Genomic DNA, 18,355 nt, shown 5'->3' with positions numbered 1-18,355 from the left:
GCGCCCCAGAACGTCAAGCACAAAGGGGCAACCGTCCGGAAGCTTTGACACCACCCCGTGTCTGTCTGGAAAATAGCCCCCTTGTCTTGAGGATCATCGGAAATGGCTCTGCTTGGGCGTTACAACAGTTTGCAAATCGTGAAGCACGTGGACTTCGGCCTGTACCTGGACGGCGGCGCCGATGGCGAGATCCTGCTGCCGGGGCGCTACATCCCGAAAAACGCCGAAACCGAGGTGGATGACTGGCTGAACGTATTCATCTACCTGGACAGCGAAGATCAGCTGATCGCCACCACCGAAAAGCCCAAGGTGCAGGTGGGGGAGTTCGCCAGCCTCAAGGTCAAGGACATCAACGGTGCCGGCATCTTCCTGGACTGGGGCCTGCCCAAGGACCTGCTGATGCCGTACTCGGAAGAGGCACGGCAGCTGAAGATCGGCGATTACTGCGTGGTGCACGTCTACCTCGACAAGCGCACCCGCCGCATCACCGCCACGTCACGCCTGGACCGTTACCTCGACGTCACCCCGGCCGACTACAAAGTCGGGCAACCGGTCGAGTTGCTGGTGGCCGGCGAAACGCCGATGGGCTTCAAGGCCATCATCAACAACCGTCACTGGGGCCTGATCCACAAGAACGAGGTGTTCAAGTTCCTGCGTTCGGGCATGCACGAGAAAGGCTTCATCAAGGAAGTGCGCCACGACGGCAAGATCGCCCTGAGCCTGCAACCGGTAGGTGCGGCCCTGGCCGACAGCCTGCAAGAGCAGATCATGGCGCGCCTGGAGGCTGAAGGCGGGGTGTTGGGCGTGTGCGACAAGAGCGACCCGGCCCTGATCAGCAAGCTGTTCAACGTCAGCAAGGGCAACTTCAAGAAGGCCATCGGCGCGTTGTTCAAGCAGGGCCTGATCGTCATCCATGACGATCGCATCGAAAAGGCCTGACGGCCTTACGGCTGTACGAAGTTGCGGAAGTCCAGCTGCTCGCCACCCGGACGGGTGTCGCGCAGCAGCGAGTCGCGGTCGGCGCTGAGGGCCAGGCTGATGGTGGAGCGGCGCTTGCCGGGCTTGCGCACTTCCATCTGCTCCAGGTGAGCCTTGAGGAAGTTGGTGGGCACTTTCAGGTGCTGCAGCTCATCGCTCTCTGGCGTGTGCAGCAGCAGGTTGACCCAGTCGGCCTGGCCCTTGCCCAGCAGCTTCACGGGCACTTCGAACCACCACAGGTTGCGTTTGTTGTCCAGGATGGCGAACAGGGTGTTGCTGCTGTTCAGCACCGGCTTGGCCAATGCTTCGTTGCGCCGGGCGATGGCGGCGGGTTTGTCGAGTTTCATGCAGGTTCCTGCGGGTTGACGCTATGAAGGCCTGCATTGTGAGGGGTGGCAACGGGCGGGGCAAGGTTTGTAACTTGCGGTGCCTGTGCCGGCCTCTTCGCGGGCTCGCCCGCTCCCACAGGTTTACCACGGGTTTGTAAACCGTGCGGTCCCTGTGGGAGCGGGCAAGCCCGCGAAGAGGCGGGAAGCCTTACCGCCGAACCGGCAGGCTCAACTCGGAGGTTGCCCCATCGGCAGTGGTTACGGTCGCGGTAAAGCTGCGCAACCCACCGATGTTCTCCAGCACTTGTGCAAACCGCGCTTGCCCCTGTCTGTCACTGTTCACCAGCACCTCCCCGAGGTACTGCTCCGCCTCGGTGCCATTCGCCTCGGCATTGCCAAAGAACTCCACCCGCAGCAGGCTCGATTCCGGCCCCTGTACTTCACCGCGCAACACATTGCCTTCCAGCGCAATCAGCCTTGGCGCCTGCTGGTTATGGTTGGGCAGCGGCTGGCAAGGCTTGGGCTCGCCGTTGGCATCGCAGATGATCGCCTGGTCTTTCTTCGGCAAGTCGGCGCCCACCCCGCGCGAACCTACATACAGCGCATGCGCCTGCGCAGGCACGCCAAACACGATGGCGCCGGTGCGTTGGCCCGGCACGCACGAACCGCCCGCTTCACAGCGGCGGATATCCTGGCTGTTACCCCAGATGCGGTTGCCGCTCAGGCGCGTGGCGGTAGCATCCGGTTCCGGGCGCAGTGCAACGCCGATGCGGTTGCCGTGGATCAGGTTGCCGTCGAGGATGTTGCCCTCGCCGGTGACGCTGACGCCGATCGAGTTGCCGCTGAAGGTGTTGGCCGCCAGGTAGTTGCGCTTGCCCCAGTTGATCTGCAGGCCGTCGGAGTAGTTCTCGAAGCGGTTGCGCACCACGCTGTTGTCGTTGCCCAGCAGAATCTCGATACCCTGCGAGGGTTCGGGGTTGGCCGCCGTGGAGCGGAACAGATTGTCGGCCACCAGGTTGAATGCCGCTCCGCGGGTCAGCTCCAGGCCGTCGCCATTGTCGATCAGTTGGTTGCGCAGCACCTTGTTGTTGTTCGTGGTGGTGGCGGTGGGGTTACCCGCGCCGTCGTCACCGGTCAGCATGATGCCCGCGCCACCTTTGTTGGCGACGATGCGGTTGTCTTCGATCACGTTGCCGCTGGCGCGGTTGACCAGGATGCCGATGCAGAAGTTGCGCACTTCCAGGCCGCTCAGGTGCACGCCCTGGGTGTCGCGCAGCACCAGCCCGGGGTTGGTGGTGGTGCGCACGTTAGTGCCGAACTGGCCGGGCAGGGCGCCGGGGCAGGTACGTACGCCCTGGTCCTTGATGTAGGCCGAACCGTCGATGGCGATGTATTGGCCATCGCGGGCCCAAGGCAGGCCGGTGATGCGCACCGGCCCCTTGATTTCCGGCAGCGCACGGCTGGGGCGGATCACGTAGGGCGGCTGGCCGACGGCGGCAATGTCGATGCTGTAGTGGCCGGGGTTCTGGTTACTGGTTTCGATGGCCCAGCGCAGCGAGCCGGGCTGGTCGTCGTCAGCGTAGCGCTCGACACGCAGGGTTTCGGGGTTGGCCGGTGCGGCGGCCAGGGCGGGCAGGGGGAGCAGTGGCAGCAAGGCCACCAGCGCAGGCATCAGACGCATGGGTGCGGGTATCCGGAAAACATTGTTTTTATCGAGTGTCAGCCTGCTCTGGGCGGACGTTTGCGGGCATTTTAGGGCAGCGATGCCAGCTGCGTAGGTGCGCCGAGGGGATTTGGTGCGGTATTCGCCCGCAGTTTTACCGCTCGGCTTGTGACTGGAAAATCCGTTGAAACTCCCGGCGAGGGTAGTGGGTCCACCTTCTGTCGACACGGTTCACGTGTCTCCATTTGCAGGAGTTTTGCCATGAGCGGTACTAAAGACAAAGCGAAAGGTCTGGCCAACGAAGCAATCGGCAACGTGAAACAGGGTGTTGGCAAGGTGACCGACAACGACAAGCTGCGCGCAGAAGGCAAGGCGCAGGAGTTGAAAGGCGAGGCGCAGCAGGTCAAGGGCGATGTAAAGGATGCAGTGAAGAAGCCTTGATTTGAGGCAACCTGAACCGGCCTCTTCGCGGGCACGCCCGCTCCCACAAGTACCTGGCTGTGGGAGCGGGCGTGCTCGCGAAGAGGCTGATACAGGCTTACACAATTTTGATGCATTGGCCGGGAGCAGCACAGCAGCGGTATGGTCTATTAGACTTGTCTGTTGAATCGATCGAGCGGCGAAAGGAGACGCTATGATTTTTTCCGCCCTGCAGGGCCTGCCCTTGCACCGCGTGCTGGTTCGTACCGTCAAGGAATTTCTTGATGACGAGATGTCCACCTACGCCTCCGCGCTGGCTTACCAGGCGCTGTTCTCGCTGTTCCCTTTCTTGCTGTTCCTCATTGCCCTGATTGGTTTCCTGCATTTGCCGGACTTCTTTTCGTGGCTGCGTCTGCAATCGGAACTGGTGCTGCCACCTCAGGCACTGGAACAGGTCAACCCGGTGATCGACCAGTTGCAGCAGTCCAAGGGCGGGCTGTTGTCGGTGGGTATCGTGATTGCCTTGTGGACCGCGTCGGCTGGCGTGCGCCTGATGATGAGCGCGATGAACGCTGCTTACGATGTGCCCGAAGGCCGCCCGGTGTGGAAGCGTATCCCGCTTTCCATTTTCTACACCATCGGCCTCGCTGGCATGCTGTTGGCGGCCGCAGCGCTGATGGTGCTGGGCCCGCAGGTGATGGAATGGATCGCCGCCCAGATCGGCATGCAGGAGTTCATTGTCACGCTTTGGACCATTCTGCGCTGGCCGGTGATCATCATATTGCTGATGGTGGCGGTGGCCCTGATCTACTACGTGATGCCTGACGTAAAACAGAAGTTTCGCTTCATCACCCCCGGCTCGGTGCTGGCGGTGGTGGTGTGGATCGTGGCGTCACTGGGCTTTGCCTACTACGTGAAAACCTTTGCCGACTACAACGCCATGTACGGCAGCATTGGTGCAATCATCGTGCTGTTGCTGTATTTCTATATTTCCGCCGCCGTGTTGCTGCTGGGCGCGGAGATGAATGCGGTGATCGAGCACATGTCGAGCGAGGGCAAGAACCCTGGCGAGAAGGATTTCGAAGGGCACAAGGCCCCGGAAACCATCACCGTGCTGGGCCATGAACACCCGCAACCGAGCCAGCACCAACCTTCCGAGCCGAACCCCAGATGATCCGTGACATTTTAAAGATGGGCGACGAACGCCTGCTGCGCATCGCCCCGCCAGTGCCCGAGCACATGCTCGGTACTGCCGAACTGCAGCAACTGATCGACGACATGTTCGAAACCATGCGCCATGTGGGCGGCGTAGGCCTGGCCGCGCCACAGATTGGTATCGACCTGCAGTTGGTGATTTTCGGCTTCGAGCGCAGCGAGCGCTACCCGGATGCCGAAGCGGTGCCGCAGACCATTTTGATCAACCCGGTCATCACGCCGATGTCCACTGAAGTGGAGGACGGCTGGGAAGGTTGCCTGTCGGTACCGGGTCTGCGGGGTGTGGTGCCACGCTTCAAGCATATTTGCTACGAAGGGGTCGACCCCCAGGGCAGCCCGATCAACCGCTTTGCCGACGGCTTTCATGCGCGGGTCGTGCAGCATGAGTGCGACCACCTGATCGGCCGGCTGTACCCGTCGCGTATTCAGGACTTTGCCAGGTTCGGCTACACCGAGGTGCTGTTCCCCGGGCTTGAACTCAGCGACGACTGACCCCGCTGTAGCGCTATCAGGCGTTTGCTACGCTGGTAGCGCTGTAGGCGACCGGCCAGGGTTTCGGGCAGTTGCACGGCCATGTGGAAACCCAGGCGCGCATAAAACGGCACCAGGTCCGGGTGGCAGAACAGCCAGGTTGGTCCCTTTTCCTGTTCCAGCGCCGCCTCGATCAATTGCCCGGCCACGCCTTGGCCACGCTGCTGCGGGTCTACGAACAGTCCCGTCAACCAAAAGCCTTCACCCACCCCACTCAGGCTCAAGCCTGCAACGATGCCCGGGGCCCTTGCCACCCACAGTTCAGCGTCGCCCGCAGCCCGCATGCGCGAGCCGTGTTGGCGGTAAAAGTGGTCCAGCAGCCGGCGTTCTGTGGCCGAGAGTTTCGAGCAGTGAATATTTTTTAATGAGATGGCGGGTCCTGCCCTGAAAGCTCGCCAAAGGCTCTGGCGTGAGATTTTGCGGCCAATTTGACGCAGATTGTTGCAAATACGGCAAGGGTGAATAACCGACTTCAGGGTTCAACTATTGCGAACCGGGAGTAAAATTTTACTCATCCCCCCTGGCAGTACGAAGCGGGATCGGTACTTCGTGCCATCTTCACCGTAGATGGCAACTTCTCCGCGCCACTGACGGCATTAGAAGTCAATCGATCAGCTTGAATGCTCAAAAGGCAAACCCACATGAAACCATTACTGATTCTTGCATTGGTCGGTCTGTCCTCGTTCGCCCTTGCCGACGAGGCCCAACCTGTCTCCAGCCAGCCTGTGGCCCAGCAGTACGACTACACCATGAACCTGGACATCAAACGGGTGATCAACCTCTCGACCATCCCCAATGTCTGCGAAGTGGTGCCTGCGACCATGACCTACGAAGACCACCAGGGCCAGGTGCACACCATCCAGTACCGGGCCATGGGTGAGGGTTGTCAGCAGGGTTGATCGGGCCTTGTCAAAGATTGATGGCCCTCTTGCTTCCCCAGGCTAGAGGGCCATCAGCGGTCTTACAACTCGGCAATGTAAAATCCTGAATGAATATCGAGGAAAAAGTGCTATCTTAATTTGATAGCATTTTTCGATGAACACTCGATACCGCAAAATTCTCGACGCAATTTTCCGAACGCCGACCACGGCGTCGTTGGCTTTTTCCGAAATTGAGGCATTGATACTCCATCTCGGTGGCCAGGTGCAGGAGCGGCAAGGCTCAAGGGTCAAGCTGCTGCTTGGTGAGCACTGCTGGAGGTGTCACCGGCCTCATCCAGGTAAAGAAGCCAAGCGGTATCAGATTGAAGAAGCTCGCGAATTTCTATTACGGGCAGGGGTCAGGACATGAGTTGCATGCGCTACAAAGGCTACGCCGCTCGTATCGAGTACGACGAGCGTGATGACATTTTCGTCGGCCGTGTGCTCGGTATGCGAGACATCATCAGTTTTCACGCAAGGTCGGTGCCCGAATTGCATGAAGCGTTCCGCGATGCACTGGAGGATTACCTGGCCGATTGTGCAGAGCAGGGCATTACTCCGGAGAAGCCTGCTTCGGGTAAGGTCATGCTGAGAATTCGGCCTGAGGTTCATGCTGCGGCGAGTGTCGCTGCCCGTGCTGCCGGTAAAAGCCTGAATCAGTGGGCTGATGAGGTATTTGAACAAGCCGCGATGGCCTGAGCCACGCTGCTCTAACGCAGCGCATAGGTAATATCCTGCCGTCACTGAACAGAATAGTTACCAAGGCCTGTCGATTCCTTCGCTCTCCGTTCGACCATAGGTGAAGGCACGCCGCACTGCGTGTCAAAACCTTACGTACTGTCGGAGGCACCCCGATGAGCACCGCAGCCGAAACCGAGATCCGCCAACTGATCGAACGCTGGATGCAGGCCGTGCGCGATCGTGACATCCCCAATATCACCGCCCCCTATGCCGATGACATCGTTGCCTTCGATGCCATCCAGGCCCTGCAATTCAAAGGCAAGGCCGCCTACACGGCGCACTGGGAAATGTGCATGGGCATGTGCACCGGCCCCATGGTCTTCGAACTGGCCGAACTCACCGTACATGCCGCGGGCGACCTGGCCCTGGCCCACTGGCTGAACCGCTGCGGCCCGGGCGACGACGAAAGCCAGTGCGGCTTCATGCGCGCCACCGTGGGCTATCGTCGGAAAGGTGACCAGTGGCAGGTCATCCACGAACACTGGTCGGCGCCTTTCGACATGGAAACGCAAAAAGCCCTGTTCGATCTCAAGCCCTGAGCCGTTATCGCCAAACGCACTTTGCCGATGCCCTGGAGGCGACCATGAAATACCTGTGCCTGGTCTATTGTGACGAGGGGCTGTTGCACAGCCTGCCCGACAGCCCGGAAGACGCCGAATGCATGGCCTACGCCGAAGCCGTGCATGGCTCGGGGCGAATGCTGGCGGCCGAGGCGCTCAAGCCTGTGCAAACCGCCACCACGGTTCGGGTGCGTAACGGGCACATGAGCCTGACCGACGGCCCGTTTGCCGAAACCAAGGAGCAACTCGCGGGCTTCTATCTGGTGGAAGCCCGCGACCTGAACGAAGCGCTGAACATCGCCAAGGGCATCCCGGCCGCACGGGTCGGCAGTGTCGAGGTGCGACCGGTGCGCGAACTGCAACCCTGACAGCTACGGAGAACCATCAGCATGAGCCTTGCACACCCCGCGCAAGCACGCCACGAGTTGTCCATCAGCCGGCTGATCGACGCACCACCGGCCAAAGTGTTTCGCGCCTGGACCGAACCCCAGTGGCTGATGCAGTGGTGGGGGCCGCACGGCATGACCACCCCGGAGTGCGAGATGCAGTTGTGGGTTGGGGGGGGATTCCGCACCCTGATGCGGGCGCCGGATGGTAGTGAATACCCGACCCAGGGCGTTTTCTTGGAAATTGCCGCGCCGCGCCGGCTGGTGTTCACCGATGCCTTTGGCCCCGGTTGGGTGCCGTCGGACAAGGCCTTCATGACCGCCGTCATCAGCTTTGACGAGGAGCAGGGCAAAACCCGCTATACCGCCCGCGCCTGGCACTGGAATGCCGCTGACTGCCGGGCCCATGAGGAAATGGGCTTCTACCAGGGCTGGGGAGAAAGCCTGGACCGCCTGGTGGAGGTGGTGACCCAGCGGATGCCCGACTGATGACGGCACTGGCGCAGGTGCGTGCCGAAGTCGAGGCCGTGTACCGGCGGGATTCGCGACGCATCCTGGCGACGTTGATCCGCCTGCTGGGTGATTTCGACCTGGCAGAGGAGGCCATGCATGATGCCTTCTTCATCGCCGTCGAGCGCTGGCAGCGCGATGGTATCCCCGATAGCCCACGGGCCTGGCTGGTTTCCACCGGGCGTTTCAAGGCCATCGATGCGCTGCGCCGACGGGCCCGTTTCGACCGCTCTCAGGCAGACCTGAGCATGCTGCTCGACGGCCAGGCACACGACCCCAGTGAAGAAGAGTTGTTGGCGGATGACCGATTGCGGCTGATCTTCACCTGCTGCCACCCGGCGCTGTCAGCCGATGCCCAGGTGCCGCTGACCCTGCGCGAAGTCTGCGACCTGACCACCGAGCAGATTGCCCGCGCCTTCCTGCAAAGCCCGGCCACCATCGCCCAGCGCATCGTCCGCGCCAAAGCCAAGATCCGCGACGCTGGCATCCCGTATCAGGTGCCGGAACTGAACGAGCTGCCCGAGCGCCTGGAGAGCGTGTTGCGGGTGATCTACCTGGTATTCAACGAAGGCTATTCGGCGTCCTCGGGCGAGTCACTGCTGCAGCAGGAACTGAGCGATGAAGCCATTCGCCTGGCGCGGCTGCTGGTGCAATTGTTGCCTGATGCGGAGGCGATCGGCCTGCTGGCCTTGATGCTGCTGCAGGCGTCCCGGCAGCAGGCGCGAACCGATGCCCACGGCAACCTGGTGGTGCTGGAACAGCAGGACCGCAGCCTGTGGGACCGGCAACGCATTGACGAGGGCTGCGAGCTGGTGCGCCAGGCCCTGCAAAGCCGGGCATTCGGGGCCTATACGGTGCAGGCGGCGATTGCCGCGGTACACGCTGAAGCGGCAACGGCAGAAGAGACGGACTGGGTGGAAATCGTCGGGCTGTATGACGTGTTGCAGCGGCATTGGCCTTCAGCGGTGGTGGAGCTGAACCGGGCGGTGGCGCTGGCGAAGCGGGATGGGCCGGCGGCTGGCTTGCGGGAGGTCGAAGGGATTCTGGCGCGCGGTGAGCTGCTGGACTATCACCTGGCGCATGCGGCGCGGGCCGAGCTGCATTATCAGCTGGGGCAGTTGGAGGAGGCGCGTGCGGCGTGGCGGCAGGCGCTGGCGCTGACCCGGCAGGCGCCGGAGCGGCGGCATATCGAACAGCGGTTACAGGCGCTTGAATGAGGGTGGCGGTACCGGCCCTATCGCCGGCAAGCCAGCTCCCACAGGATCACCACAATGTTCAGGCCTGTGGTGATCCTGTGGGAGCTGGCTTGCCGGCGACAGGGCCGGAACTGGCTAATTCGGTTTTCAGCTAGCCACGAAATTCGGCGGCGACACCAGCTCGACTGTCTGCTGCTTGCGCGGCGCCAGGATCTCGGCCTCACCCTGCACCACCAGCTCATTGTTCTGGTTGTACACATTGGTGGCGATGCGCACCTTGAACTTGGGCAGCTTCTCGAGAATCTCCAGGCGCACGGTCAGGGTGTCGCCAATTTTCACCGGCTTCTGAAAGCTCATCTGCTGGCCCAGGTAGATGGTGCCAGGGCCAGGCAGGGTGCAGGCCACTGCAGCACTGATCAGCGCGCCGCTGAACATGCCATGGGCAATACGCTCGCGGAACATGCTCTTGGCGGCAAACTCGGCATCCAGGTGAACCGGGTTGTGGTCACCGGACATCGCAGCAAACAGCTGGATGTCGCGTTCTTCAACGGACTTCTTGTACTCGGCCGTCTGGCCAACTTCGAGGGCTTCGTAAGGCGTGTTGGTGACCTGGGACATCGGTGCTTCCTTAAGCGTTGGGCGAGGGCGGCTATCATTCACTGCGCACAGGGCGGCCAAGGGCCAGCGCCTGTTCAAGCCAGCCGAGAATATCGGCGGTGACCTCGTCACGGTTGGTTTCGTTGAGTACTTCGTGCCGCGCCTCAGGATAGACGCGCAGCTGTACATGTCGATTGCCGGTCGCGCGCAGAGCGTCGGCCAGATGGGTGAGACGCTTGCCGGCACTGACCGGATCACATTCACCACCGATTACCAGCATGGGCAGGTTCGGATCGATCTGCGCGAGGTTACCCGGCTGGCTGATTTGCGCCAAGCCTTGCAGCAGGTCGAGCCACAGCTGGTTGCTGCAGCGAAAGCCGCACAACGGGTCGCTGACGTACAGGTCGACCTCGGCTGGGTCGCGGCTAAGCCAGTCGAACGCCGTGCGGTTGGGCTTGAACGCTTTGTTGAACGAACCGAACGACAACCATTCGATCAGCGCACTCTTGCCCTGCGGCCCCTGGCGCCAGGCCTCCAGCCTGGCAATCAGCCGCGCCACGCGATACAGCGCCGCCGGTTGGTAGTTGGAGCCACTGAGAATCGCCCCGTGAAGGCTGGCGCTGTGGTGCAGCAGGTAAGCCTGGGCGATGTAGCTGCCCATGCTGTGGCCGAACAGAAACAACGGTGTGCCCGGGTACTGCTGGCCGATGTGCTGGGCCAGCAGCCCAAGGTCGTTGACTACGGCATTCCAGCCATGATGGCGGGCGAACAGGCCGAGGCTGCCCAGCTCGGCGGTGCGCCCGTGGCCGCGTTGGTCGGCAGCGAACAGGGCAAAGCCCGCCTCGCTCAGGGCATGGCCCAGGCGCAGGTAGCGCCCGGCATGCTCGGCCATGCCATGGGCCAGCAGCACCACGGCCTTTACCGGTGTGGCCGGCAGCCATTGGTGCACGTGCAGGCTGCAGTGCTCGCTGGCGGGTAGCCAGAAGGCGTCGTGGGGCATGGCGGGTCCTTGTGCGCGCGGGTACCCGAACAGTGTATGCACAACCGGCCGGATTGCAGGAAGGGCACAAATAAGATTCACAATGTTAATGGCGGCACTTGGCGTATATGCCGCCTTGGGCTTACCTGCTAACGTCGGATCAACGCCTTTTCGCCTGCAGGCGATCAGGTAAAGGACTAAAGGACGCAGTGCAGGTCCAGGCAGAGGAACAATAATAAATGCAAGCCGACTTCTGGAATGACAAGCGCCCGGCGGGCGTGCCTTCCACCATCGACATCAATGCCTACACCTCGGTCGTCGAGGTGTTCGAGCGCTCCTGCAAGCGCTTTGCCGACCGCCCGGCGTTCAGCAACCTGGGCGTGACCCTGACCTACGCAGAGCTGGAGCGACATTCGGCAGCTTTTGCTGCCTGGTTGCAGCAGCACACCGACCTCAAGCCGGGCGACCGCATCGCGGTGCAGATGCCCAACGTGCTGCAATACCCGATCGCCGTCTTTGGTGCCATGCGCGCCGGCTTGATCGTGGTCAACACCAACCCGCTGTACACCGAGCGCGAAATGCGCCACCAGTTCAAGGACAGTGGCGCACGTGCGCTGGTGTACCTGAACATGTTCGGCAAGCGTGTGCAGGAGGTGCTGCCCGATACTGGCATCGAGTACCTGATCGAGGCGAAGATGGGCGACCTGTTGCCCGCCGCCAAGGGCTGGCTGATCAACACGGTGGTCGACAAGCTGAAGAAGATGGTGCCAGCCTACCAGTTGCCCCAGGCGATATCGTTCAAACAGGTGCTGCGCCAGGGCCGCGAGCAGTCGCCCAAACCGGTGCCGTTGAGCCTGGACGACATTGCCGTGCTGCAGTACACCGGCGGCACCACTGGCCTGGCCAAGGGCGCCATGCTCACCCACGGCAACCTGGTGGCCAACATGTTGCAGGTGCTCGCCTGCTTCTCGCAGCACGGCCCCGACGGGCAGAAGCTGCTCAAGGACGGCCAGGAGGTGATGATCGCGCCGCTGCCGCTGTACCACATCTATGCCTTCACCGCGAACTGCATGTGCATGATGGTCACCGGCAACCACAACGTCCTGATCACCAACCCACGTGACATCCCCGGCTTCATCAAGGAGCTGGGCAAGTGGCGTTTCTCGGCGCTGTTGGGGCTGAACACCCTGTTTGTCGCGCTGATGGACCACCCCGGTTTCCGCCAGCTGGATTTCTCGGCGCTGAAAGTCACCAACTCCGGCGGCACGGCGCTGGTCAAGGCCACTGCCGAACGCTGGGAGGCCCTTACCGGGTGCCGCATTGTCGAAGGCTACGGCCTGACAGAAACCTCGCCGGTGGCCAGCACCAACCCCTATGGCCAACTGGCGCGCCTGGGCACCGTGGGCATCCCGGTGGCGGGTACCGCGTTCAAGGTTATCGACGATGACGGCAACGAATTGCCGCTGGGCGAGCGGGGCGAGTTGTGCATCAAGGGCCCGCAGGTGATGAAGGGTTACTGGCAGCAGCCTGAGGCCACTGCTCAAGCGCTGGATGCGGACGGCTGGTTCAAGACCGGGGATATCGCGGTGATCGACCCGGACGGTTTCACCCGCATCGTCGACCGCAAGAAGGACATGATTATCGTCTCGGGCTTCAACGTGTACCCCAACGAGATCGAGGACGTGGTGATGGGCCACCCCAAGGTTGCCAACTGTGCAGCCATCGGCGTGCCGGACGAGCGCTCAGGCGAGGCGGTGAAGCTGTTTGTGGTGCCGCGCGAGGGCGGGGTGAGCGTGGATGAGCTCAAGGCCTACTGCAAAGCCAACTTCACCGGCTACAAGGTACCCAAGCACATCGTGCTGCGTGATTCGTTGCCGATGACGCCGGTGGGCAAGATCCTGCGGCGGGAGTTGCGGGACATAGCTTGAGTCTATGTTGGCTGTTTCGCGGGTGAACCCGCTCCCACAGGTACTGCACAGCCTCCAAGCTTTGTGCGGTCCCCTGTGGCAGCGGGTTCACCCGCGAATGCCTTGAAGGTGGTCTAACAGGCCTGTTTCAGCCTGATCTGCGACATTTTGGTTAAAAACTCTAAAAATGACCTGTATTGTTCATTGAGTCATTTTTGTGACTGCAAGGCCTGTTTTGGCCTCTAGGCGACCCCAGGCAAAGCTGTTACTCTCGGCCCGCTTTCAGACGATCCGGTTTGCAACGAACCGCCGTCTCATATCAATAATAAGCGCATCGACGCGCCAATCGAACTTCGCTGTTGCTGAAGGAGTGGGCTTCCATGATCGAAAATTTTTGGAAGGATAAGTACCCAGCCGGGATTACGGCGGAAATCAATCCTGACGAATTCCCCAATATCCAGGCAGTACTCAAGCAATCCTGCCAACGCTTTGCCGACAAACCGGCCTTTAGCAACCTGGGCAAGACTATCACTTATGGCGAGCTGTATGCGCTGTCGGGGGCGTTTGCCGCCTGGCTGCAGCAGCATACCGACCTCAAGCCCGGTGACCGCATTGCCGTGCAACTGCCCAACGTCATGCAATACCCGGTCGCGGTCTTCGGTGCCATGCGTGCCGGGTTGATCGTGGTCAACACCAACCCGCTGTATACCGCGCGGGAGATGGAACACCAGTTCAACGACTCCGGCGCCAAGGCCTTGGTGTGCCTGGCGAACATGGCCCACCTGGCCGAGAAGGTGGTACCCAAGACTCAGGTCAGGCACGTCATCGTCACCGAAGTGGCCGACCTGCTGCCGCCGCTTAAACGCCTGCTGATCAATAGCGTGATCAAGTACGTGAAGAAGATGGTGCCGGCCTACAGCCTGCCGCAGGCCGTGCGCTTCAACGACGCCCTGGCCCTGGGCAAGGGCCAGCCGGTGACCGAGGCCAACCCGCAGGCCAACGACGTGGCCGTGCTGCAGTACACTGGTGGCACCACCGGCGTGGCCAAGGGCGCCATGCTGACCCACCGCAACCTGGTGGCCAACATGCTGCAGTGCCGTGCACTGATGGGGTCGAACCTGCATGAAGGCTGCGAAATCCTCATCACCCCGCTGCCGCTGTACCACATCTACGCCTTCACCTTCCATTGCATGGCCATGATGCTGATCGGCAACCACAACGTGCTTATCAGCAACCCGCGTGACCTGCCGGCCATGGTCAAGGAGCTGGGCAAGTGGAAGTTCAGCGGCTTTGTCGGCCTCAACACCCTGTTCGTTGCCCTGTGCAACAACGAGGCGTTCCGTGCGCTGGACTTCTCGTCGTTGAAAATCACCCTGTCGGGCGGCATGGCCCTGCAATTGAGCGTGGCCGAGCGCTGGAAGGCCGTTACCGGCTGCGCCATATGCGAAGGGTACGGTATGACCGAAACCAGCCCGGTGGCAGCGGTGAACCCGGCAGAAGCGAACCAGGTGGGTACCATTGGCATTCCGGTGCCATCGACCTTGTGCAAGATCATCGACGACGCTGGCAACGAGCTACCGCTGGGCGAGGTGGGCGAGTTGTGCGTCAAGGGCCCGCAGGTGATGAAGGGCTACTGGCAGCGCGAAGACGCCACCGCCGAGATCCTCGACAGCGAAGGCTGGTTGAAGACCGGCGATATCGCCCTGATCCAGGCCGACGGTTACATGCGCATCGTAGACCGCAAGAAGGACATGATCCTGGTGTCGGGCTTCAACGTGTACCCCAATGAGCTGGAAGACGTGTTGGCGGCCTTGCCGGGTGTGCTGCAGTGCGCAGCCATTGGTGTGCCCGACGAGAAGTCGGGTGAAGTGATCAAGGTGTTCATCGTGGTCAAGCCGGGCATGACCGTGACCAAGGAGCAAGTGATGGAGCACATGCGTGCCAACGTTACCGGCTACAAGGTACCGCGCCTGATCGAGTTCCGCGATTCGCTGCCGACCACCAACGTGGGCAAGATCCTGCGCCGCGCGCTGCGCGATGAAGAGCTCAAGAAGCAAGGCTTGAAGAAGATCGCCTGACGCCCCGCCAGCGCGGTCCCTGTAGGAGCAGCCTTGTGCTGCGAAAGGGCCGCGAAGCGGCCCCAGCAATTTCAGCATTCCGGCTGAGACCCTGGGGCCGCTTTGCGGCCCTTTCGCGGCACAAGGCCGCTCCTACAGAGGTTGCACCGCTTTCGGGCTCAGCGCAGTTTTTCCAGCATCTGGTAGTACCACATCCCCGCCGCCAGCAGCGGGTTGCCCAGCAAATCCCCCATCGGCACCCGCACATGCTTGCACTGGGCAAAGGTGTCGAACTTCTCCAGTGTCCCGGTCAACGCTTCGGCCATGATCTCGCCCATGATGTGGCTGGTGGCAATGCCGTGCCCTGAATAACCCTGGCAGTACCATACGTTGTCCGACAGCTTGCCCAGCTGCGGGATCCGGTTGACCACGATCCCCATGGCGCAGCTCCACTGGAACTCGATGGGCACGCCTTTGAGGGCCGGGAAGGTGCGTTCGATGCACGGGCGCAGTTCGCCTTCGATGTCGCGTGAATCCTTCCCCGAGTAGTTGGCGCCGCCCCCGAACAGCAGGCGCTTGTCGGCGGTCAGGCGGTAATAGTCGAGCACGAAGCGGCAGTCGTACACCGCCAGGTCCTTCGGATTGATCTGCTCGGCCAGCTCACCCAGCGGCGCGGTGGTGACGATGCCGCCCATGGCCGGGAATATCTTGCCCTTGAGCTGGCGCTTTTCCAGTTTGTGGTACACATCGCCGGCCAGCATCACCTGGCGAGCCTCGACCCGGCCATGGGCGGTAACCACCGCCGGGCGCGGGCCGTGGACGATGTCCAGCACCTCGGAGTTTTCGAAGATCAATGCACCCAGGCTGTGGGCAGCGCGGGCCTCACCCAGGCACAGGTTGAGCGGGTGCAGGTGCAGGTTGCGCAGGTTCTTCAACGCGCCCAGGTACAGCGGGCTCTGCAGGTGCTCGGCCACTGCAGCGCGGTCGAGCAATTGCACCTGCTCGCCCATGCCCCGGCGCTGGGCCTCGGCCTCGAATGCGCGCAGCTCGTTCATGTGCGAGGGCTTCATCGCCGCATGCAGGTGGCCGTGCTTGAGGTCGCAGTCGATGCCATAGCGCGCCACGCGCTGTTCGATCACCTGGTGCCCGCGCCAGCGCAGGTGCCAGATGAAATCGTCGACTTCGGCGCCAAGGTGGCTACGCATCTGCGTGCGCATGGCCTCGTCGCCCGACAGGCTGCCGGTGACCTGGCCGCCATTGCGCCCGCTGGCGCCCCAGCCGATACGGTTGGTTTCGACGATGGCCACCTTCAGACCACGCTCGGCCAGCTCCACCGCCGTGGCGACGCCGGTAAAGCCGCCACCGATGATGGCCACGTCCACCTGCACCGTGCCCTTGAGTTGCGGGTACTCGGTGTGGTCGTTGAGGGTGGCGCTGTAGTAGGACGGCGCACGTTGCGCCGGGCCTTTGTTCAATGCTGCGTTCATGGGTGTTCCTTGTTATGTAGGGGCTCAGGCCTGGTGCAGGTACCAGCGCCAGTCCTGCTCGCTGACTTCGGCCATGAACTGGCGGTACTCGGCGCGTTTGACCTTCAGGTACACGCCAAGGAAGTCTTCGCCCAATGCTTCGCGGGCCCAATGGGAATGTTGCAGGGCATCGAGGGCAGTCAGCCAGTCGGTGGGCAGGTGTTCGGTGGCCTGGGCATAGCCGTTGCCTTCCACCGGTGCGCCCGGGTCCAGCTGTTCGCGGATGCCCCGGTGGCTGGCGGCGAGAATTGCCGCTGCGGCCAGGTAGGGGTTGGCATCGGCGCCGCAAATGCGGTGTTCCACATGCCGGCTGTTGGCCGGGCCGCCTGGCACACGCAGGCTCACGGTGCGGTTGTCCACGCCCCAGGTCGGCGCCAGCGGCGCATAGCTGTTGGCCTGGAAGCGGCGGAACGAGTTGGCGTTGGGGCAGAACAGCAGCAGCGAGTCGCGCAGGTGGCGCAGCATGCCGGCCACAGCCTGGCGCAGCAGCGGGGTGCCGGCTTTGTCTTCACTGGCGAACAGGTTGTTGCCTGCACTGTCGGCCAGGCTCAGGTGCATGTGCATGCCGGTACCGGCCAGGTGGGCAAACGGCTTGGCCATGAAGCAGGCTTGCATGCCGTGGGCATGGGCCACGCCTTTCACCAGGCGCTTGTAGCGCACGGCCTGGTCCATCGCCTGCAGCGCATCGCCGTGCTCCAGGGTGATTTCCACCTGGCCTGGGGCGTATTCCGAAATGGCGGTACGCGCCGGAATGCCTTGGGCCTTGCAGGCGGCGTACAGGTCGGCGAGAAACGGTTCGATCTGCTCCAGTTCACGCAGGCCATAGACCTGAGTGGCGCGCGGGCGGCCACCGTCGTTGTCCAGCGCCGGTTGCGGGCGGCCTTGGGCATCGCGGTGCTGGTCGAGCAGGAAGAATTCCAGCTCGCAGGCCATTACCGGGTGGTAGCCGTCGGCTTTCAGCGCTTCGATGGTGCGCAGCAGCACATGACGCGGGTCGGCGATGCTGGCCGGCAGGCCTTCGCTCGGGTGCATGCTGACCTGCACGGCAGCGGTTGGCACCCGGCGCCAGGGCAAGCGCACCAGGCTGCCTTCAAGCGGGTAGGCGCGGCAGTCGATGTCGCCCACGTCCCACACCAGGCCCGAGTTTTCTACGTCGTCACCGTTCAGGGTCAGGCCGAGGATGGTGCTGGGCAGCGGCCGGCCGGTCTGGTAAACGGCCAGCAGTTCCTCGCGGTGCAACAGCTTGCCGCGCGGTACGCCGTTGGCGTCGAGGATAAAGAGCTCGAACAGCTCGATATCGGGGTTATCGGCCAGGAAACGGGAAGCCTGCTCTACGGGTGCAAAGTGCATGATTGATTCGCTCACGGGCGCACAGGGCCACCGCACAAGCAGGCGGCCCAGTTGAGTCAAACGGCCGGAAGGAGGCCGGGTTTGGTCACAATGGCGTGAGCGTGGTGTCCGGTGGGCGCGCGTGGCGGCAGTGCCACAAAGCCCAGAAGGCGAGGATGATGTGAACCAGCGGATTTTCCCCGGCACGGCTCCGGGCCTTCGGTAGCGAAGGGCGGGACGACGGTGGGGCGATGGGCTGGACGGGAGTCATGCCTTTGATACTCACATGCGGCGTAAGGTTGATTAAAGCAGTGAATGGCAACCTTTACATATGCCCTTGCTAAACTTTCAGCCGCTACGCGATCCCTGTAGGAGCGGCCTTGTGCCGCGAATGGGCCGCAAAGCGGCCCCGGCAATGTGTGCTGGGGCGCAAATCCTGGGGCTGCTGCCGCAGCCCATCGCGGCACAAGGCCGCTCCTACAGGGACCGTGCCAGCCTGGACAGCAAAGTA

At 62.3% G+C, this 18,355-nt stretch carries 20 protein-coding genes; 13 read left to right on the top strand and 7 right to left on the bottom strand.

Annotated elements, in window-relative coordinates; genetic code table 11:
* The first annotated feature begins 102 nt into the window (after positions 1 to 102).
* Complete coding sequence (locus WF331_RS01535) at positions 103 to 939, top strand: CvfB family protein (protein WP_016498413.1); 837 nt, start codon at positions 103 to 105, stop codon at positions 937 to 939.
* Positions 940 to 944: 5 nt separating this feature from the next.
* Here the strand turns inward: WF331_RS01535 and WF331_RS01530 are convergent, their stop codons facing one another.
* Together WF331_RS01530 and WF331_RS01525 are read right to left on the bottom strand one after the other, a co-directional pair.
* Complete coding sequence (locus WF331_RS01530) at positions 945 to 1,325, bottom strand: hypothetical protein (protein WP_016498414.1); 381 nt, start codon at positions 1,323 to 1,325, stop codon at positions 945 to 947.
* A 190-nt stretch (positions 1,326 to 1,515) separates the two neighbouring features.
* The gene (locus tag WF331_RS01525; protein WP_284359823.1) at positions 1,516 to 2,988 is read right to left on the bottom strand and encodes a right-handed parallel beta-helix repeat-containing protein; all 1,473 of its coding nucleotides are present in this window, start codon (positions 2,986 to 2,988) and stop codon (positions 1,516 to 1,518) included.
* Positions 2,989 to 3,231: 243 nt separating this feature from the next.
* Here WF331_RS01525 and WF331_RS01520 point away from each other — a divergent pair, with 243 nt between their 5' ends.
* From WF331_RS01520 to def, 3 genes are all read left to right on the top strand, one after another.
* Entirely contained in the window at positions 3,232 to 3,411 is a 180-nt protein-coding gene (locus WF331_RS01520; RefSeq protein ID WP_016498416.1) for a CsbD family protein, read from the top strand.
* 193 nt (positions 3,412 to 3,604) lie between these two features.
* The gene (locus tag WF331_RS01515; RefSeq protein WP_016498417.1) at positions 3,605 to 4,564 is read left to right on the top strand and encodes a YihY/virulence factor BrkB family protein; all 960 of its coding nucleotides are present in this window, start codon (positions 3,605 to 3,607) and stop codon (positions 4,562 to 4,564) included.
* Positions 4,561 to 5,097 carry a peptide deformylase gene (def, locus tag WF331_RS01510; protein ID WP_284359820.1) on the top strand — a complete coding sequence of 179 codons (537 nt, stop codon included), beginning with the start codon at positions 4,561 to 4,563 and terminating at the stop codon, positions 5,095 to 5,097. The genes WF331_RS01515 and def overlap by 4 nt, the downstream gene beginning before the upstream one ends.
* Here the strand turns inward: def and WF331_RS01505 are convergent.
* The gene (locus WF331_RS01505) at positions 5,052 to 5,420 is read right to left on the bottom strand and encodes a GNAT family N-acetyltransferase (protein WP_016498419.1); all 369 of its coding nucleotides are present in this window, start codon (positions 5,418 to 5,420) and stop codon (positions 5,052 to 5,054) included. The two genes, def and WF331_RS01505, sit on opposite strands and share 46 nt — an antisense overlap.
* 357 nt (positions 5,421 to 5,777) lie before the next feature.
* On the opposite strand from WF331_RS01505, the gene WF331_RS01500 reads away from it, so the two are divergent.
* From WF331_RS01500 to WF331_RS01470, 7 genes are all read left to right on the top strand, one after another.
* Positions 5,778 to 6,035 carry a DUF2790 domain-containing protein gene (locus WF331_RS01500; RefSeq protein WP_041167635.1) on the top strand — a complete coding sequence of 86 codons (258 nt, stop codon included), beginning with the start codon at positions 5,778 to 5,780 and terminating at the stop codon, positions 6,033 to 6,035.
* 136 nt (positions 6,036 to 6,171) lie between these two features.
* A complete protein-coding gene (locus WF331_RS01495; RefSeq protein ID WP_080889178.1) occupies positions 6,172 to 6,426 on the top strand; it encodes a type II toxin-antitoxin system HicA family toxin in 255 nt (84 codons plus the stop codon).
* Complete coding sequence (locus WF331_RS01490; RefSeq protein WP_016498421.1) at positions 6,423 to 6,755, top strand: type II toxin-antitoxin system HicB family antitoxin; 333 nt, start codon at positions 6,423 to 6,425, stop codon at positions 6,753 to 6,755. The genes WF331_RS01495 and WF331_RS01490 overlap by 4 nt, the downstream gene beginning before the upstream one ends.
* A 155-nt stretch (positions 6,756 to 6,910) precedes the next feature.
* A complete protein-coding gene (locus WF331_RS01485; RefSeq protein ID WP_016498422.1) occupies positions 6,911 to 7,336 on the top strand; it encodes a YybH family protein in 426 nt (141 codons plus the stop codon).
* A gap of 44 nt (positions 7,337 to 7,380) precedes the next feature.
* On the top strand, positions 7,381 to 7,725 hold the full coding sequence (locus WF331_RS01480; protein WP_016498423.1) for a YciI family protein: 345 nt from the start codon (positions 7,381 to 7,383) through the stop codon (positions 7,723 to 7,725).
* Between the two features lie 21 nt (positions 7,726 to 7,746).
* A complete protein-coding gene (locus tag WF331_RS01475) occupies positions 7,747 to 8,232 on the top strand; it encodes an SRPBCC family protein (protein ID WP_016498424.1) in 486 nt (161 codons plus the stop codon).
* The gene (locus WF331_RS01470; RefSeq protein WP_284396566.1) at positions 8,232 to 9,470 is read left to right on the top strand and encodes an RNA polymerase sigma factor; all 1,239 of its coding nucleotides are present in this window, start codon (positions 8,232 to 8,234) and stop codon (positions 9,468 to 9,470) included. The genes WF331_RS01475 and WF331_RS01470 overlap by 1 nt, the downstream gene beginning before the upstream one ends.
* Positions 9,471 to 9,596: 126 nt before the next feature.
* Here the strand turns inward: WF331_RS01470 and WF331_RS01465 are convergent, their stop codons facing one another.
* Together WF331_RS01465 and WF331_RS01460 are read right to left on the bottom strand one after the other, a co-directional pair.
* Positions 9,597 to 10,067 (bottom strand): MaoC family dehydratase, encoded by a 471-nt coding sequence (locus tag WF331_RS01465; protein WP_049276578.1) that lies wholly within the window; start codon positions 10,065 to 10,067, stop codon positions 9,597 to 9,599.
* A gap of 34 nt (positions 10,068 to 10,101) precedes the next feature.
* On the bottom strand, positions 10,102 to 11,046 hold the full coding sequence (locus WF331_RS01460) for an alpha/beta hydrolase (protein WP_016498426.1): 945 nt from the start codon (positions 11,044 to 11,046) through the stop codon (positions 10,102 to 10,104).
* Between the two features lie 218 nt (positions 11,047 to 11,264).
* Here WF331_RS01460 and fadD2 point away from each other — a divergent pair, with 218 nt between their 5' ends.
* Together fadD2 and fadD1 are read left to right on the top strand one after the other, a co-directional pair.
* Positions 11,265 to 12,953 (top strand): long-chain-fatty-acid--CoA ligase FadD2, encoded by a 1,689-nt coding sequence (gene fadD2, locus WF331_RS01455; RefSeq protein WP_049276580.1) that lies wholly within the window; start codon positions 11,265 to 11,267, stop codon positions 12,951 to 12,953.
* Between the two features lie 359 nt (positions 12,954 to 13,312).
* A complete protein-coding gene (fadD1, locus tag WF331_RS01450; protein WP_340622588.1) occupies positions 13,313 to 15,010 on the top strand; it encodes a long-chain-fatty-acid--CoA ligase FadD1 in 1,698 nt (565 codons plus the stop codon).
* A 158-nt stretch (positions 15,011 to 15,168) separates the two neighbouring features.
* Here the strand turns inward: fadD1 and WF331_RS01445 are convergent, their stop codons facing one another.
* Positions 15,169 to 16,476, bottom strand: coding sequence for an NAD(P)/FAD-dependent oxidoreductase (locus WF331_RS01445; protein WP_340622587.1), 1,308 nt, complete (start codon positions 16,474 to 16,476; stop codon positions 15,169 to 15,171).
* A gap of 24 nt (positions 16,477 to 16,500) precedes the next feature.
* Positions 16,501 to 17,865: a glutamine synthetase family protein gene (locus WF331_RS01440; RefSeq protein WP_284359800.1), complete on the bottom strand. Its 1,365-nt coding sequence runs from the start codon at positions 17,863 to 17,865 to the stop codon at positions 16,501 to 16,503.
* Positions 17,866 to 18,355: the final 490 nt, after the last annotated feature.

The sequence above is a fragment of the Pseudomonas sp. YNh genome, assembly GCF_037993085.1.
GTDB lineage: Bacteria > Pseudomonadota > Gammaproteobacteria > Pseudomonadales > Pseudomonadaceae > Aquipseudomonas > Aquipseudomonas putida.
This window is presented reverse-complemented; position numbering and strand designations above follow the sequence as displayed.

Bases quoted from the DNA above. Each gene is read 5' to 3' on its own strand.
- WF331_RS01530 (WP_016498414.1), bottom strand. From the start codon at position 1,325: ATGAAACTCGACAAACCCGCCGCCATCGCCCGGCGCAACGAAGCATTG.
- WF331_RS01515 (WP_016498417.1), top strand. From the start codon at position 3,605: ATGATTTTTTCCGCCCTGCAGGGCCTGCCCTTGCACCGCGTGCTGGTT.
- WF331_RS01465 (WP_049276578.1), bottom strand. From the start codon at position 10,067: ATGTCCCAGGTCACCAACACGCCTTACGAAGCCCTCGAAGTTGGCCAG.
- WF331_RS01480 (WP_016498423.1), top strand. From the start codon at position 7,381: ATGAAATACCTGTGCCTGGTCTATTGTGACGAGGGGCTGTTGCACAGC.
- WF331_RS01495 (WP_080889178.1), top strand. From the start codon at position 6,172: ATGAACACTCGATACCGCAAAATTCTCGACGCAATTTTCCGAACGCCG.
- WF331_RS01525 (WP_284359823.1), bottom strand. From the start codon at position 2,988: ATGCGTCTGATGCCTGCGCTGGTGGCCTTGCTGCCACTGCTCCCCCTG.
- WF331_RS01505 (WP_016498419.1), bottom strand. From the start codon at position 5,420: ATGCGGGCTGCGGGCGACGCTGAACTGTGGGTGGCAAGGGCCCCGGGC.
- WF331_RS01475 (WP_016498424.1), top strand. From the start codon at position 7,747: ATGAGCCTTGCACACCCCGCGCAAGCACGCCACGAGTTGTCCATCAGC.
- fadD1 (WP_340622588.1), top strand. From the start codon at position 13,313: ATGATCGAAAATTTTTGGAAGGATAAGTACCCAGCCGGGATTACGGCG.
- WF331_RS01485 (WP_016498422.1), top strand. From the start codon at position 6,911: ATGAGCACCGCAGCCGAAACCGAGATCCGCCAACTGATCGAACGCTGG.
- def (WP_284359820.1), top strand. From the start codon at position 4,561: ATGATCCGTGACATTTTAAAGATGGGCGACGAACGCCTGCTGCGCATC.
- WF331_RS01440 (WP_284359800.1), bottom strand. From the start codon at position 17,865: ATGCACTTTGCACCCGTAGAGCAGGCTTCCCGTTTCCTGGCCGATAAC.
- WF331_RS01500 (WP_041167635.1), top strand. From the start codon at position 5,778: ATGAAACCATTACTGATTCTTGCATTGGTCGGTCTGTCCTCGTTCGCC.
- WF331_RS01470 (WP_284396566.1), top strand. From the start codon at position 8,232: ATGACGGCACTGGCGCAGGTGCGTGCCGAAGTCGAGGCCGTGTACCGG.
- WF331_RS01535 (WP_016498413.1), top strand. From the start codon at position 103: ATGGCTCTGCTTGGGCGTTACAACAGTTTGCAAATCGTGAAGCACGTG.
- WF331_RS01520 (WP_016498416.1), top strand. From the start codon at position 3,232: ATGAGCGGTACTAAAGACAAAGCGAAAGGTCTGGCCAACGAAGCAATC.
- WF331_RS01460 (WP_016498426.1), bottom strand. From the start codon at position 11,046: ATGCCCCACGACGCCTTCTGGCTACCCGCCAGCGAGCACTGCAGCCTG.
- fadD2 (WP_049276580.1), top strand. From the start codon at position 11,265: ATGCAAGCCGACTTCTGGAATGACAAGCGCCCGGCGGGCGTGCCTTCC.
- WF331_RS01490 (WP_016498421.1), top strand. From the start codon at position 6,423: ATGAGTTGCATGCGCTACAAAGGCTACGCCGCTCGTATCGAGTACGAC.
- WF331_RS01445 (WP_340622587.1), bottom strand. From the start codon at position 16,476: ATGAACGCAGCATTGAACAAAGGCCCGGCGCAACGTGCGCCGTCCTAC.